Annotated in this window: 12 protein-coding genes; 3 read left to right on the top strand and 9 right to left on the bottom strand. The window is 63.8% G+C overall.

Annotated features, from left to right (window positions below):
- Window positions 1-62: 62 nt before the first annotated feature.
- Together rsmD and AC0L2B_RS03870 are read right to left on the bottom strand one after the other, a co-directional pair.
- Window positions 63-617 (bottom strand): 16S rRNA (guanine(966)-N(2))-methyltransferase RsmD, encoded by a 555-nt coding sequence (gene rsmD, locus AC0L2B_RS03875; RefSeq protein ID WP_473744276.1) that lies wholly within the window; start codon window positions 615-617, stop codon window positions 63-65.
- Entirely contained in the window at window positions 598-2,697 is a 2,100-nt protein-coding gene (locus AC0L2B_RS03870) for a pseudouridine synthase (protein WP_473744275.1), read from the bottom strand. The genes rsmD and AC0L2B_RS03870 overlap by 20 nt, the downstream gene beginning before the upstream one ends.
- 176 nt (window positions 2,698-2,873) lie before the next feature.
- Here AC0L2B_RS03870 and AC0L2B_RS03865 point away from each other — a divergent pair, with 176 nt between their 5' ends.
- Window positions 2,874-3,326 carry a nucleoside deaminase gene (locus AC0L2B_RS03865; protein WP_091590719.1) on the top strand — a complete coding sequence of 151 codons (453 nt, stop codon included), beginning with the start codon at window positions 2,874-2,876 and terminating at the stop codon, window positions 3,324-3,326.
- A gap of 28 nt (window positions 3,327-3,354) precedes the next feature.
- Here the strand turns inward: AC0L2B_RS03865 and AC0L2B_RS03860 are convergent, their stop codons facing one another.
- The 4 genes from AC0L2B_RS03860 to AC0L2B_RS03845 form a co-directional block, all read right to left on the bottom strand.
- Window positions 3,355-4,029: a hypothetical protein gene (locus AC0L2B_RS03860; RefSeq protein ID WP_473518537.1), complete on the bottom strand. Its 675-nt coding sequence runs from the start codon at window positions 4,027-4,029 to the stop codon at window positions 3,355-3,357.
- A 191-nt stretch (window positions 4,030-4,220) separates the two neighbouring features.
- Complete coding sequence (gene ileS, locus AC0L2B_RS03855) at window positions 4,221-7,205, bottom strand: isoleucine--tRNA ligase (RefSeq protein ID WP_473744273.1); 2,985 nt, start codon at window positions 7,203-7,205, stop codon at window positions 4,221-4,223.
- Between the two features lie 307 nt (window positions 7,206-7,512).
- On the bottom strand, window positions 7,513-8,325 hold the full coding sequence (locus AC0L2B_RS03850; protein ID WP_473744272.1) for a MipA/OmpV family protein: 813 nt from the start codon (window positions 8,323-8,325) through the stop codon (window positions 7,513-7,515).
- 209 nt (window positions 8,326-8,534) lie between these two features.
- A complete protein-coding gene (locus AC0L2B_RS03845; protein WP_473744271.1) occupies window positions 8,535-9,440 on the bottom strand; it encodes an alpha/beta hydrolase in 906 nt (301 codons plus the stop codon).
- A 329-nt stretch (window positions 9,441-9,769) separates the two neighbouring features.
- Between AC0L2B_RS03845 and AC0L2B_RS03840 the strand changes: the two genes are divergently transcribed.
- A complete protein-coding gene (locus AC0L2B_RS03840; protein WP_473744269.1) occupies window positions 9,770-10,324 on the top strand; it encodes an HdeD family acid-resistance protein in 555 nt (184 codons plus the stop codon).
- 149 nt (window positions 10,325-10,473) lie between these two features.
- Here the strand turns inward: AC0L2B_RS03840 and AC0L2B_RS03835 are convergent, their stop codons facing one another.
- Window positions 10,474-11,457 carry a bifunctional riboflavin kinase/FAD synthetase gene (locus AC0L2B_RS03835; RefSeq protein WP_473744268.1) on the bottom strand — a complete coding sequence of 328 codons (984 nt, stop codon included), beginning with the start codon at window positions 11,455-11,457 and terminating at the stop codon, window positions 10,474-10,476.
- A 43-nt stretch (window positions 11,458-11,500) separates the two neighbouring features.
- Window positions 11,501-12,361: a TIGR01459 family HAD-type hydrolase gene (locus tag AC0L2B_RS03830; protein WP_473744266.1), complete on the bottom strand. Its 861-nt coding sequence runs from the start codon at window positions 12,359-12,361 to the stop codon at window positions 11,501-11,503.
- A gap of 387 nt (window positions 12,362-12,748) precedes the next feature.
- Here AC0L2B_RS03830 and AC0L2B_RS03825 point away from each other — a divergent pair, with 387 nt between their 5' ends.
- Complete coding sequence (locus tag AC0L2B_RS03825; RefSeq protein WP_473744265.1) at window positions 12,749-14,710, top strand: TadE/TadG family type IV pilus assembly protein; 1,962 nt, start codon at window positions 12,749-12,751, stop codon at window positions 14,708-14,710.
- 335 nt (window positions 14,711-15,045) lie between these two features.
- Here the strand turns inward: AC0L2B_RS03825 and AC0L2B_RS03820 are convergent, their stop codons facing one another.
- Window positions 15,046-15,873, bottom strand: a complete 828-nt coding sequence (locus AC0L2B_RS03820) for a DUF2189 domain-containing protein (RefSeq protein ID WP_473744264.1) — start codon at window positions 15,871-15,873, stop codon at window positions 15,046-15,048.
- Between the last annotated feature and the right edge of the window lie 34 nt (window positions 15,874-15,907).

Below are 15,907 nucleotides of genomic sequence, written 5' to 3'. Positions count from 1 at the left end.
AGGCGGGGGTGTTGCCACAGGCAAATTGATTTGTTCGTCATTTTGAAGGCGCTGCGCTCCCTTCATCCAACCTCGAGAAAGCGGATAACCGTCTCGCCATAGCTGCGCTCGTCGACAACCGAAAAGCCTGGCCCTGCCTCGAACGGCGCCGCTGCCGCCTCCTCGACGACGCAGAGCGCGCCGGGGGCGAGCCAGCCGCCGGCCTTGGCCGAGCGCAAGGCACGCTCACCCAGGCCCTTGCCATAGGGCGGGTCGGCGAACACCAGGCCGAACGCGGCCATCGTGCCCGCCTCGCCCAGAGCCGTAGCGTCGCGACGGAATATCTTGGTACGCCCGGTGAGGCCGAAACCCTCGACATTGGTGCGGATCAGGCCGCGCCCTTCCGCCGATTCTTCGATGAAGACGCCATAAGATGCGCCGCGCGACAGCGCCTCGAGGCCGAACGCGCCGGTGCCGGCGAACAGGTCGAGCACCCGCGCGCCGACCAGCCTGTCGGGGAAACGATGCGCCAGCACGTTGAAGACAGCCTCGCGGGTGCGGTCGGTGGTCGGGCGGATGGCGCTTGAGCGGGGCGTCGCCAGCGGACGCCCGCGAAACTCACCGCCGACGATCCGCATTGCCTCCCCTGGATCCCTTGGGGCCGCTGCGCGGCCGGTCGCCGCCTTTGCCGCCATCATTTGGGCGTTCGCCACGCGGCTTTCCGAACGGCTTTGCGCCTCCGGGTTTTCCCCCTCCATGGGCGGGCTTGCCAAAAGACGGCTTGAACGAGGCCTTGCGTTCCTTGGCTTCGGCCGCCCTGGCGGCATCGGCGTCCGCCCTGCCCTTCCCGATCGGCCGCGCGCCGGGCGCCATCCAGACATTGGCCTTGCGCTGGCCCGGCGGCTCGATCGGGCGCTGCTCGCGTTCGGACTTTTTCCCGCCGCCCGGTTTGCCGCCGAAGCCGCCCGGCCCGCTACGTTCAGATTTGGGGCCGCGCACAGCAAAGCTCTTTTCCGTCCCGAAGCTTCTGCCGGGACTTGTCGACAGCTTGCCCAGCGCCTCGTCGCGGCTGCCTTCGCGGCGCTTGCGGTTCTTGATCAATCCGCCTTCGCCGATCGGACGGCGTTCGCCGTCGCGGGTGAATTTCGGCCGCTCAGGTTCCTCTTCGCGCACCGCTTCGCGCCGCACCGGCCTGTTGGAAAACGGCTTGGTGATGTCAGCGTCGAAATTGGCGCCGGACTCCTCGACCAGGCGTTCGCCGAGCTGGTCGCGCAGCACCCGGCCCTTGATCTCCAGCACATGGCCCTCGGGCAGGTCGTCGAGCTGGAACGGTCCGTAGGAAATGCGGATCAGTCGCGTTACGTCGAGGCCAAGCGAGCCCAGTATGTTCCTGACCTCGCGGTTCTTGCCTTCACGCAGGCCAAGCGTCAGCCAGGCGTTGGTGCCTTGCTCGCGGTCGAGCGTCGCCTCGATGGCGCCATAGAAGACGCCGTCGACGGCGATGCCTTCGCGCAAGCCGGCGAGCGCACTTTCCTCGACCTTGCCGTGGACGCGCACGCGGTAGCGCCTGAGCCAGCCGGTCGCCGGCAGTTCGAGCACGCGCGCCAGCCCGCCGTCATTGGTGAGCAGCAGCAGGCCTTCGGTGTTGATATCGAGCCGGCCGATGGTCATCAGCCGCGGCAGGTCGGCCGGCAGCACGTCGAAGACGGTCTTGCGGCCCTCGGGATCACGATTGGTGGTGACGACGCCGGCCGGCTTGTGGAACAGGAACAGCCGGGTGCGCTCGATCGGCGGGATCTCCATGCCGTCGAGATGGATGATGTCGCCAGGCATCACATTGAAGGCCGGCGAGGACAGCACCCTTCCATTGACCTTGACGCGGCCGGCCGCGATCAGCTCCTCGGCATCGCGACGCGAGGCAAGACCGGCGCGGGCCAGCCGCTTGGCAATGCGCTCACCAGCCTCTTCCGTCGCTTCGGCGGGACGCGGGCGCGGTTTGAAGCCGCCCGATGCCCCTTGGGGCCGATCACCGGCAAAATCGCGCTTGGGCCGATCGCCGAAGTCGCGTTTTGGGCGATCGCTGAAGTCTCCCTTGGGACGGTCGAAGCGCCTTTCGCTTCGCTCGCCTTCGGCAGCCGCCGGCCGGTCGCCGCGCGGCGCGTATGGCTTGCGCGGCCCCTCGCGCTTTTCATAAGGCTTGCCTTCCGGACGCGGCCCCTTGCTGAACGGCCGGTCGCCGCTTTTGAAGTCGCGCTTCGGCCGCTCGCCGTCAGCCGCCATTGGCCGGTCGCCGCGCGGCGCGTACGGTTTTCGCGGCCCTTCGCGCTTCTCGTAAGGCTTGCCTTCCGGACGCGGCCCCTTGCTGAACAGCCGGTCGCCGCTTTTGAAGTCGCGCTTCGGCCGCTCGCTGTCAGCCGCCAGCGGGCGGTCGCCACGCGGGGCGTATGGCTTGCGCGGCCCCTCGCGCTTCTCGTAAGGCTTGCCTTCAGGGCGCGGCCCCTTGCTGAACGGCCGGTCGCCGCTTTTGAAGTCGCGCTTCGGCCGCTCGCCGTCAGCTGCCGGCGGGCGGTCGCCGCGCGGCGCGTAAGGTTTTTTCGCGCCGAAGGACGGCTTGCCGCCCTTGCCGGCAGCGACATCGCGACCACGCGGGCCAGATGGTTTCGAGCCGTTCTTGCCCGGACCCTTTTGGCGCGGGAATTTCTTGTTTTTGTCGTCCATGTAGCTTTGCTCGTTTGCACTACAGCGCCGCGCGTCCGTACGGACGCGCAAAGGACGCTGTAGGACTTTGATTTGGTGCATGATCCCTTCCGAAAACCGATTCCGGTTTTCGGGATCATGCGCTAGATAACAGGATCACGCCGGAGTAGCGAGGAGATAATCGGAATGGAAACCGCTTGAAGCGGCCGGATTTCATGGCGCTGGCACTGAAGGAGGCCGAAGCCGCCGCCCTGCGCGGCGAAGTGCCGGTCGGCGCGGTCATCGCCAGCGGCGATACGGTCGTTGCCAGTGCCGGCAACCGCACCCGCGAGCTTGCCGACCCTACCGCCCATGCCGAGATGCTGGCGATCCGCGAAGCCTGCCGCAAGCTGTCAAGCGAGCGGCTCACCGGCCACGATCTCTATGTGACGCTGGAGCCCTGCGCCATGTGCGCCGGCGCCATTTCCTTCGCCAGGCTGCGCCGGCTTTATTTCGGCGCCGCCGACGAGAAGGGCGGCGCTGTGGTCAACGGCGTGCGCTTCTTCGCCTCACCGACCTGCCACCATGCACCGGACATCTATCCAGGCATGGCCGAGAGCGACGCAGCCCTGCTGCTGAAGGATTTTTTCAGGGAGCGACGCGAACCCTAACGTCGCAGGATTTCTTAGCGCCGGCAGCTTACCACGGCAGCCAGTCGAACATGCCGCCGCTCTTGTTCTTGGCGGCCGCTTCCCGCTTGAGGCGGCGTGCTTTCTTGTACTCGTCCTCGCCGAGGTCGTCGACCGGCGCGGTGGCGGAAGCGGCGCGATACTGCACCGGCGGCTCGCTCAGATATCGGCGGGTGTTCGGGTCGCCCTGCTTTTGTTCGGCAAGGCGGCGCTTGACTTCGGCGGCGCGGCCCTTGTCCGAATCCGCCGGCTTCCAGGCCGGCGGATGACTGGAACCCGAGTCCTTCATCGCAGACTTGATCGCGACCGGATCCGTCTGGATGTCATCGACGATCTGCGCCTGGTAGGACGGATCGTCCTGGTTGAGCGTGGCCTCGGCGCGCAGGCGAGCGCGGCGCTGCTCGGGCGATTCCGGCCAATCGGCGCTTGCCGTGGCGCTGTCCTGCGGCGGCGGCAGTTGCTTCTGGCCCGGCGCCGGCTTCACCAGTTCGGGGCGCGGCTTGTAGTCGATCCGTTGCTTGTTCTTCGGCATGACTGAAAAAGCGCTGGTGAGATCGCCGGCAAGCTGGGCGGAGGCGGTCTTGTCGGTCCCGTAGGTCGGCGAGCCCATGCAGCCGGACAGGGCCAGGCCGGATGCGACAAGCGGCGCCAGCAGCGCAACGCGCGCGCAAGTTCTTTCGGTCATGCCAAAAAGTCCCACTCTAGACAGCCTCTCGATCGCCGCCGGCCAAAGGTCCGGTCCCCATCGCCTATGCTCTTCCGACGGAAATCCGGCGACAATTTGTCGTCCGGAGTTTCGCGTGTTTATCTCAACCACTCGTTAAGGGCAACGAGCCGAGGCCGATCAGCCGCCCGCCGTGGCATTTGTGCACCGCCTTATATACGACCAAGCGCCTTCAATTCATGCAGCACCGCTGCGTCCCGCGCCGAAACGTCGGGGAATTCCTTGTCCTGCCCGACATCGGCCGTGTAGCGCCATGAGCGCGCGCATTTGAGCAGGCCCCGGTCCTCGGCCTTCTCGACCACCACGGCGACGCCCTTGACGTCGTCCAGCGTGAAGGCGCCAGAAGGCGCGTTGCCATGCGCAATGACCAGATCGCTGGTGATCGCCATTTCGGCCATGTCGACATCCGATATCGCCGCTTCGAGCGCCGCATGATCGAGCGTGACGACCGGCACCGCTTCCAGAGACGAGCCGATGACCTTCTGGGCGCGCGCGATTTCCAGCGCGCCGGTGACGACGCGGCGGACCTGCCGCACCTTGCGCCATTTTTCCGCCAGCGCCTCGTTCTTCCAGCCGACCGGGATTTGCGGAAACTGGTCGAGATGCACCGAGACGGCGTCCGGATGACGGTCGAGCCAGGCCTCCTCCATGGTGAAGGGCAGCATCGGCGCCAGCCATTTCACCAGGCAGTCGAACAGATGGCGCACCACCTGCACGGACGCCTTGCGCTTCACGCTGGACGGCGCCTCGCAGTAGAGCGCGTCCTTGCGGATGTCGAAATAGAAGGCCGACAGCTCGACCACCATGAAGTCGAGCAGCGTGCGGGTGATGCGCTTGAACTCGAAGGCGTCGTAGCCCGCCCGCACGACTTCATCGAGCTCGGCGAGCCGGTGCAGCATCAGCCGCTCCAGCTCCGGCATCCTGTCCAGCGGCACGTCCTCGCCATCGTCATGGGCAAGCGTGCCCAGCATCCAGCGGATGGTGTTGCGCAGCTTGCGGTAGGCGTCGATGTTGGTCTGCAGCACGTTCTTGCCGAGCCGCTGGTCTTCCCAGTAGTCGGTGGTCACCACCCATAGCCGCAGGATATCGGCGCCCGACTGTTTGATGACGTCTTGCGGCACGACAGTATTGCCGAGCGACTTCGACATTTTCCGCCCCTCCTCGTCCATGGTGAACCCATGGGTGACGACGGTGTCGTAAGGCGCCCTGCCCCTGGTGCCGCAGCTTTCGAGCAGCGAGGAGTGGAACCAGCCGCGATGCTGGTCGGAACCTTCGAGATAGACGTCGGCCGGCCATTTCAGATCCGGACGATCCTCCAGGGTGAAGACATGGGTCGAGCCGGAATCGAACCAGACGTCGAGGATATCCATCACCTGCTGCCATTTCGAGGCATCGTGGTTGCCGAGGAAACGCTCCTTGGCGCCGGCCGCAAACCAGGCGTCCGCGCCTTCCTTCTCGAAGGCGTCGATGATGCGCTGGTTGACCGCCTCGTCGCGCAGGACGTTGCCGTCGGCATCGGCGAAGACGGCGATCGGCACCCCCCAGGCGCGCTGGCGCGACAGCACCCAATCGGGGCGCTCCTCGATCATGGCGCGGATGCGATTCTGGCCGGCGGCCGGCACGAAGCGGGTGTCGTCGATCGCCTTCAGGGCACGGCTGCGCAGTGTCGTGCCGTCGCCGAGCTCCTTGTCCATAAAGACGAACCATTGCGGCGTGTTGCGGAAGATGATCGGCTTCTTCGACCGCCACGAATGCGGATAGGAATGCTTCAGCCGCCCGCGCGCGAACAGCGCATTGCGCTTGATCAACTCGTCGATGACCGCCTGGTTGGCATTGCCCTTCTTGCCGTTGTCGTCGATGACGCGCGCCGCACCGCCCTCGCGGTCCGCGCCGAAGCCTGGCGCATCCTTGGTGAAGAAGCCGGCATCGTCGACGGTGAACGGGATCGCTGTGTCGATGCCGCGCTGGCGAAGATCTGACGCAGCGTCCATCCAAGCGTCAAAATCCTCGCGGCCATGGCCCGGCGCCGTGTGGACGAAACCGGTGCCGGCTTCGTCGGTGACATGCTCGCCGGCGAGCATTGGGACGTCGAATTCATAGCCGCCATTCAAACCTTTGAAGGGATGAGAAAGCGTAAGGCTTCCAAGCTCTTCGGCCGAAATGCTACGGAGGCGGTCCATCGTCACCTTGGCTTTGGTCGCAGCCTCTTCCGCCAGCGCTTCGGCAAAGATCAGCCTTTCGCCAGGCTGCGGGCCGAAAGCATTCTCGGCCGCAGTGACCTCGTAGAGGCCATAGTTGATGCGTGGCGAATAGTTGACGGCACGGTTGCCGGGGATGGTCCATGGCGTGGTCGTCCAGATAACGACATCGGCCTCCAGCAAGTCCAGTGACGTCTGCGTCAGCCTCGGATCCAAGGCTGGCTGCCCATCTTCGACGTTGGTGACCTGACGAGCGAGGCTGACGACCGGAAACTTCGCCCAGATCGTGTCGCTCTCATAGTCCTGGTATTCGACCTCGGCCTCGGCCAGTGCGGTGCGCTCGACCACGCTCCACATCACCGGCTTCGAGCCGCGATACAGCTGGCCCGACATGGCGAATTTCAACAGCTCGCCGGCGATGCGCGCCTCGGCATGGAACGCCATCGTCGTATAGGGATTGTCGAAGTCGCCGACGACGCCGAGCCTCTGGAACTCTGCGCCCTGCACCTTGATCCAGTGCGCGGCGAACTCGCGGCATTCCTTGCGGAACTCGTTGACCGGCACCTCGTCCTTGTTCTTGCCCTTGGCGCGGTATTGCTCCTCGATCTTCCATTCGATCGGCAGGCCGTGGCAATCCCAGCCGGGCACGTAGTTCGAGTCATAGCCGCGCATCTGGAACGAGCGGGTGATGACGTCCTTGAGGATCTTGTTCAGCGCATGGCCGATATGGATGTTGCCGTTGGCGTAGGGCGGGCCGTCATGCAGCACGTATCTTTCGCGGCCGGCGGCGTTTTCGCGCAGCTTGCGGTAAAACTCCATCTCCTGCCAGCGCTTGACCAGCAGCGGCTCCTTCTCCGGCAAGCCGGCACGCATCGGAAAATCCGTCTGCGGCAGGTAAAGCGTTTTGGAGTAGTCGATCGTTTCAACAGTGTCGGTCATCGGCGTATCGGTCATTGGTCTGCCATATGCATTGCCCGGCAAAAGAGCCCGGGCGTTGAACTATCATGATCTGGAAAAAGCGCGAGAGGCCGCGCGCAAAATTCCCGGCGGCTCCGGCGGCGCTCAGGCCGCCCGGAACACCGGGCTTGTAATTCGTATCGTCAGCGCGAAAAGGCGCGAAAAGCTCGTCATGGCTGGGCTTTTAACCGAGACAGGCGATGTTGAAAAGCCCGAACTCTCGGTGTCTTCCCTGCGGCTTGTGAGGTCACAATGCACCCGACCGATACGCGATTGCCGGCCAAGGCACTCACATCGAGAAATCAAACCGATAGGTCGTTGAAACGCCGATCGTGAATTGATCCCTTGAGCCGCGCTCCTCGACCAGGCTGGAATCGGCCGCCGGGCCCATCAGCCGCGAATATTCGGCGAACAGGCTGGCCGTCATCGGCTCGGTCACTTTCCAGGTCACCGCGCCGCCGAGGCCCGCCGACTTCACGCCACCGTCCGGTCGGTACCGGCTGAGGCCCGACGCCACGGCTTCCTCGGCGTCGACGCCGTAATAGGCGTCGAAATAGTCCGACGAGGCGAACGAAACGCGCGGCCCGCCCGAAATCCTGACCTCCGGCGTCACATCGTGGAATGCGTCGGCGGCGATGTCGGCGACGAAGCCGCTATGGGCGCGAATGCCGTGCCGCAATTCGGCGCGGGCGCGCAACCAGTCCAAAGGATAGAATTCGAAGAAGCCGCCGACCTCGCCGCCCCAGCGCACCGGGTCGAGGCCTCTCAGTTCGTCGGCGTCGTCGCCATCGCGCGAAAACAGGATTTTTCCGGCCAGGCCGGCGCGGAAGCCGCCTTCGTCGATCAACCCCAGCGAGATGTTGTCGTTGCGCGAGGTGAAGCGGGCCGCAGGACCGGCCTTGCCGAGCGAGATGATCGGCTGAGCGCTGAGTATATAGTTCTTGCTGCCTTCGAAATCGGGCGCGACCAGGCCGGTGGCGCCGACTGTCAGATACCAGTCGCCAGACAGCCAGCCCAAGGCGCCATCGGCGGCTTCGGCGGCACCGGTGGCCCCAAGTATGAAGGCGGCCAGAACCACCGGATTCGCTCGGACAAAACGCATCATTACTCCATAAGTCGAACAGGTTGGCGATACAACCAGCCTTCGCAAGCCATGGCGCCAGTTCAGTAAAATTTGGCTTAATGTCCGAAACATCGGCGGCGTTTCTGAAAATGCGCTAGCAGCTGCCAACGGGCTTCCCACTCTGGAATGTCTCGGCTGCTTTTTGGATTTTGGCAATAGCCGTGTGACCCTGGCTGCTCACCCAAGAGTTACAAAAATCCGCGGACAAAGCTTCCCGCGCTGTGAAGAGTGCGGCGACCGGCACTCAATCCTGCATTCCAAACCGGCCAGGCGTGAATCATATGCGGCCAAATTTCGAGACGTACTTTGACGTCAGCCGCGCCAGCGGCTTGCGCGAGCCGAGTTGCGTCCGACAACAGCGTCTCGGCCGAACCGACCTGTATCAGCGTTGGGGGAAATCCGCTCAGATCGGCAAACAATGGCGAGATCAGGGGATCGCGCCGACCAACGCCATGGGGAACATAGGCGGTGGCCAGTTCCTCCAAATACGCCCGGTGGATGATAGGGTCGATTGCGTCCTTAGTTGATAGTGTCGCGCCGGCCATCGAGAGGTCCGTCCAGGGCGAAACCAGCCAAAGACATCGCGGCAACCGCTCCCCTGCCGCGCACAATATACTGACCAGGCACAAGGTGAGGTTGCCGCCCGCACTGTCGCCGCCAACCACGATGCGATCCGGCGCGATCCCTTGCCGCCCCAGAAAGCGCCATGCGGTGAGTGCGTCTTCATGTTGCGCAGGGAAAGGATGTTCCGGTGCGCGTCGATAGTCGATCGCGAGGGTGCGCATTCCCATTGCTCGACCTGCCTCGGTCACCATTCGACGATGACTTTTGAGCGAGCCGGAGCAGTAGCCACCACCATGGAAGAAGAGCAGAACCTTATCGCTGTCACTCTCAGGCGCTAGCGACCACTCTCCCTCGAGGCCGTCGAAAACCGCATTCTCACATCTGACGTCGTCCGCAATCGGCCAGACCGAACCAACCTCGTCGAGCCGTGCCCGGCGTTCGTCCCAGCCCACCGGTCGTGGCTTTGACGTCAGCAAACTGCGCACTCCGTTAATCTCCGTCAGATCGAGGCTTTCGTCCACGTCGCTCATTTGCTTCCCTAGCCTCATCAAGCATAAAAACGGGCGACAGCAGCAGCCTCACGTCATCCAATAAAGCGTCACAGCCAGCGCTGGGCCACCGCTTTCGTTTGCGCCATGGCGAAGACAAGAGGACGACAGTCGTCCAGAACCCGCTCGTCATGCTTTAGCACTGCCGCCGCACATGGTCGAATATTACGTCTGATATTTGGCCGCTTCGGGTCTAGCCACGTCTGGCAAGCGATCGCTCGGGGTGTGGCGCTCGCATCCTGCTCGCTTTACCGGCAAGCCTGTCAGCGTTATCTTCCAAGCCGGCAAAGGTAACCTGAGGGAGAAGGGCGATGACACTGCACGGCGATGCCTTGAAAGATGCAATCGGTCAGACGCGGGCGAAATGGGGATGGTTCGTCGGGCTCGGCGTTCTACTGCTGATCCTCGGCGGCATCGCCTTCGGCAATCTGTTCATCGCCACTGTCGCCTCGATCTACGTCGTCGGCTGGCTGATGCTGATGGCCGGAATCATCGAGATCATGCATGCCTTCGGTGTGAAGACATGGACCCGGTTTTTCTACTGGCTGCTCAGTGGTCTTCTCTATGCCGTCGCCGGGTTCTTCGCCTTCTACAACCCGCTGCTGGCGTCGGCGGTGCTGACCTTCCTGCTGGCGGTCGCCCTTCTCGCATCAGGCGTGCTCAGGGCCTGGGTCGGGTACAGGCACAGGCCGGAAAAAGGTTGGGGCTGGCTGGTTGCGGCCGGCGTCATCAGCGCGCTGACCGGCCTGGTCATCGCCATGGGCTGGCCAGTCAACAGCGTATGGGTGCTGGGGCTGTTTCTCGCCGTCGACCTGATCTTCCAGGGCTGGGCCTTCATTGCGGTCGGCCTGGCGCTGAAAAAATAGATCCTTGTTTGGCATGGGTTCCCACTTTTTGGGATCATGCTTTGTCTTGGCATGATCTGTTCCGAAAACCGGTTCCCACTTTTCGGGATCATGCTTTGTCTTGGCATGATCTGTTCCGAAAACCGGTTCCCACTTTTCGGGATCATGCTTTAGAAAGCAACGGCCGCGTCGAGCTCGGACAGCGGGCTGACGCCGGCAAGCAGCGCCCTCGCCTCGGCCTCGTCGCGTTTCATCCGCGCGACCAGCGCGTCGAGCCCGTCGAACTTCACCTCGGCGCGCAGGAAACCGAAGAAGGACACCGCGCATATCTCGCCGTAAAGATCGCCGGAGAAGTCGAAGACGAAGGTTTCCAGAAGCGGCGTGCCGTTGTCGTCGACGGTCGGGCGGCGGCCGAAGCTGGCAACACCATCATGAAGCGTGCCGTCGGCGCGGCGGAAGCGGACGGCGTAAATCCCTTCCTTCAGAGTGGCTTCCGGCGAAAGCCTCATATTGGCGGTTGGAAAGCCGAGCGTCCGGCCAAGCCGCTGGCCGCCGATCACCTCGCTCTCGACCGTGAAGCGGTAGCCGAGCAGGCCCGCGGCCTCGGCCACCGCCCCTTCGCACAGCAGCGCGCGGATTCGGCTCGACGACACCACCTCGGCGCCTTCGTCGCGAAAGGCGTCAACCAGGGTGACGCCGAAGCCGTGGCGTTCGCCGGCCGCCATCAGATAGGCCGGTCCGCCTTGCCTGTCCTTGCCGAAGTGGAAGTCGAAGCCGGTCACGGCGTGGATGATGCCGAGGTTCCTGTCGAGCACATCGGTCACGAACGCTTCCGCCGACAGTGCGGCGAAGGCGCGCGTGAACGGCTGCTCGACGAGTGCGGCAAAGCCCAGATGCGTCAGCAGCCGTGCCTTCATCGGCGGCGGTGTCAGCACGAACAGCGGTATCTCGGGCCGGAACACCTTTCTCGGATGCGGCTCGAAGGTCAGCACCAGCGCCGGCGCGCCGCGCCGGCGGGCCTCGGCCAGCGCGCGTTCGAGCACGGCCTGGTGGCCGCGGTGCACACCGTCGAAATTGCCGATCGCCACCACGCCACCCCGCAAATTGGCCGGCAGCGGCGAGATGGCAGAAACGCGTTCGAAGGCTTCCGTCATTTCGGGGCTTGCGTCATTTCGGGGCTTCCGTCATCGAGCGAGCCTACTGCAGTCTCGGAATGACCGCGACCGGCCGGTAGCCATGCTTTTCCAGAAAGGCGATCAGCCTGGCCGGATCCGGTTGTAGCGCATCGCCGTAGTCGCGGGCATGGATGCCGCCCGACACGTAGAGCACGTCGAAGCCATTGTCGGCAGCACCCTTGATGTCGGTCATCATGCCGTCGCCGATGGCCAGCACGTCCGAGCGCTCGACCGGGCGGCCGAGCAGGTCGGCGATCTCCTTCATCGCGACGTCATAGACCGGGGCATAAGGTTTTCCGGCGATCAGCGTGCGCCCGCCGAGCTGGGCATAGTCGCGGGCCAGGGCCCCGGCGCACCAGATCATCCGCTCGCCGCGCTCGACCACGATATCGGGATTGGCGCAGATGAAGGGCAGGTTCCTGGCGCGCAGCCGCCGCAGAAGATCGGCGTAGTCCTCCGGCTTCTCGACCTCGTCGTCGAACAGCCCGGTGCAGACCACGCCGGACGCCTCGAACTCCTCGACCAGCTCGACATCAAGCCCGTCATAGAGCGTGAAATCGCGATCGGCGCCAATGTGGAAGATCTTTCGCGGCCCCTCCATGATCAGGTCGCGGGTCACGTCACCGGAGGTGACGACGCGGTCATAGGCCGCAGAGGGAACGCCGATCGCATTCATCTGCGCCACCACATCGGCGCTGCGCCGCGGCGAATTGGTGATCAGCACGACAGGTATCTTCGCCTCGCGCACGGTGCCCAGCGCCAGAGCCGCGGCCGGAAAATGCCGTTCGCCATTGTGGACCACACCCCAGACGTCGCACAGGATGGCACAATAGGCTCCCGACAAATCCGCGAGCGAGCCGATAATATCGGGCGAGTCCGCCATATCGTTTCCCAAATCATGATGGTTGCGAGCGTCGCCGCCGACGTCCGCCGCGACAGGGGTCCACCGCGGCAGGTTCGCATTAACCGAAGCACTTGACCCTGTCACCAGCTTTCACATTTTTCAGAATTGCCCTGGTTTCAGGATTGCCCAGGTTTCAGGATCGCCTTGGCACTGACGAAGGCAAGCGCGCAAGCCGCTCTTGCCGAGACTTCCCCATTCTGAAGGCTTCGGCGGCCGGTCCAGCCGCGCGCAGCAATGCCGGCATCGGCGGCGTGGTTAACGAGCCTTGAAAAAGCAAGCCGATCTTGGATGTTTTTCAGCAATCTGAAATTTAAGGATTGATGGCATCTTTCGCCGACTAGGGGTTTTGGCGAGGGGCTGAAGACAATGATCCGAAAATTCGGTAGGGACCGGCGTGGCAACTATACGCTGATGACGGTCATCACGATGGTGCCACTGATGGGCGGAGTGGCGCTCAGCGTCGATTACTCGGAACTGCTGCGCCAGAAGCACGCCACGTTGAATGCTTTGGACGCCGCCGGTCTCGCCACCGCTCAGCAAGTCGTCTCCGGCGCAACCGACGACGCCGCCAGGGCCTACGCCAAGACTTTCTTCGAAACCAATCTCGGCCCCGTCGATCCGGCCAACACGTCGCTTACCGTCACCCTGCCCAACAACAATGCGGGTGGCGGCACGTTGAAGCTCTGCAGCGCCCTTACCTATCACCCCTATTTTCTGCCGGCCGCCGCCATGCTGCTGGGCGGCGGGATCACCAGCGGCGCTACAACTTTCACGGATTGCTCGGAAATCCGTCTCAAGAACACGCTGGAAGTCGCTTTGGTGCTCGACAATTCCGGCTCGATGAACGAACTCGGTTCCGGCACCGGCGCGAGGCGAATAGACCTGCTGAAGACTGCCGCCAAGCAGCTTGTCGATACGCTGGCGCTGCAGGCACAGCAGATGAAGCAGGTCAGCAAACCGGTGCAGTTCTCCCTCGTGCCGTTCGCTGCTTCGGTCAATGTCGGTCCCACCCATGACCAGGACAGCTGGATGGACCAGGATGGCATCTCCCCGATCCAGCATGAGGATTTCGACTGGACGAAGATGACCGCCGCCAACGATCCGGACAGATACGCCGAGAAGCTCAACGGCGTCTGGTACAAACGCGGCACCGGCTGGGGCGACACCGAGGATCAGCCACTGACCCGCTTCAGCCTCTACGCCGACATCACCGTCGAGTCCGGCCGCGAAGAAGTGCCTAACACGAAACAGTATATCTGCGACACCTATAACAAGAAAGGTAACTGCAGCAGCGGCCACTGGACCACCCCGGAATATATCTACACCACCAGCCGCTATGCGAGTTGGCAGGGTTGCGTGGAGGCGAGGCCGCACCCGTATAACAACGACGACACGACGCCTGATACCGCCACACCTGCCACGCTGTTCGTGCCGATGTTTGCACCCGACGAGGCCGGCACCCTCTGGCTCGATTTCAACCGCGACGGCGCTAACGACGTGATCTATCTGAACTATGGTTACGGCAACAACTGGTGGGCCGACTGGCCTTACACCGACAGCCCAACCGCTTCGCAGCGGCAGTCGGACATGCGCAAATATTTCCTGGTCAAGCCTTACGGCTCGAAGTCGGCTGCCTCGGGCGACGGCCCAAATTCGTCCTGCACGACCAACCCGATCACGCCGCTCAAAGATGTGACCCAGCTTGCCCAGAAAGAGGAGATCGACAACGCCATCGACGCCATGGCGCCGAACGGCAACACCAACGTGCCGGAAGGCCTTGCCTGGGGCTGGCGGACGGTGTCGAGCAACGAACCTTTCACTGCGGGCCGGCCGAACACTGAAAGAGGCAACGACAAGGTGGTCATCGTGCTGACCGACGGCGCCAATACCTACAGCGCCGTCAGCGACAGCGGCTACGCCAATAACAGGTCGACCTATGCCGCTTACGGTTACACCGGCCTGACATATCCGGGGTCTGGAAGCGTGACGCGGCTGTTCATGAACACAAGCACCGACATCGGCAAGACGACCTACACGGGCGCCAACTACACCGCCGCGCTGGACGAGCAGATGCAGACCCTTTGCGGCAACGCGAAGAAATCGAACGTTCTCGTCATGACCGTTGCGCTCGACCTGTCGACCACCGATGCCGGTGACAAGAAAGCACTCGACGCGCTGAAGGCCTGCTCCTCGGACTCGCGCTTCCGCAAGGATCCCACCGATCCGACCAAGCCGGCCAAGCTGTTCTGGAACGCGACCGGGGCGACGCTGTCGGACAATTTCAGGGAAATCGCCAACGAATTGTCGAACCTGCGCATCGTCGGCTGAAGGCGGTGGGGGTCGGCTGAAGGCGAGGAGTGGTGACTTAAGGGACCCTCTTTCACGCGCAGCACAACCACATAGGGATTCTTGCGAAGGTGGACCCCCACCCTAACCCTCCCCACAAGGGGGAGGGAACGCTGCCGCGCACCTTTAACTTCGCCTTTGGCGCCGAAAGGCAGGCAATCTGCCGACGTCGGCGCCAACGGAAGTCTCCCTCCCCCTTGTGGGGAGGGGTTAGGGGTGGGGGTACATCGTAGAGCGAAAACCTCGGCGGCGATCTCCCCCCGCGTGAGGAGATGTCTGGATGGCGACCGACACGCAGCGCCAAACGCCACTTCCGCCTACATCGGCCGCCGGTCCGGCTGCGCCCGCTCCGGTTCGACCAGCCTGCGATAGAGATGCCAGGTCGCATGGCCGAGCACCGGCATGACGACGGCGAGCCCGGCAAACAGCGGGATCGAGCCGATCACCAGCAGCACGGCGACCATCAGGCCCCACAGCGCCATCTGCAGCGGGTTTGTCATCACCGCCCGTGCCGAGGTCTCGATCGCCGAGACCGCGCCGACATCGCGGTCGAGCAGCAGCGGGAAAGCGACGACGGTCGTCGCCAGCACGATCGCGGCGAAGACGAAGCCGGCCGCATTGCCGAGCAGGATCAGCGTCCAGCCTTTGGGCGTTGTCAGCACCTCGCGCACAAAGCCACCGATCGAGGCCGGCGGCTGAGCGCCGAACAGGCTGGAGTAGATCGATTGCGCGGTGAACAGCCAGAGCAGGAACAGTGCCACCAGCATGATGCCGATGACCGCGATCGCCGGCAGCGCCGGCGAGTGGCGCACCTCGAGCGCGTGCCACCAGGACGTGTCCATGCCGAGCTCGCGGCGGCGGCTGATCTCGTACAGGCCGATCGCGGCGAACGGTCCAAGCAGGGCGAAGCCGGACATCAGCGGGTAAAGCAGCTGGATGGCGTAGGCGCCGGATGTCGTCCACTGCGCCATGATCAATCCGACCACCGGATAGATCAGGCACAGGAAGACGTAATGCGATGGCTTTGCCCAAAAATCCTCGACGCCGAGCCGCAGCACATCGATCAGGTCCGCCGTGGTGATGCGGCGCACCCTGGGCTGCACGTGCATCCCACGCGCGTCCGACATGACATGAAAGCTGGCCATACCCATTCTCCCGTATTCAGGGGGCGGCCACCGC

Source organism: Mesorhizobium sp. WSM4815, assembly GCF_055811575.1.
The sequence above is the reverse complement of the archived record's forward strand: the minus strand, read 5'-3'. Positions and strand labels throughout refer to the sequence as shown.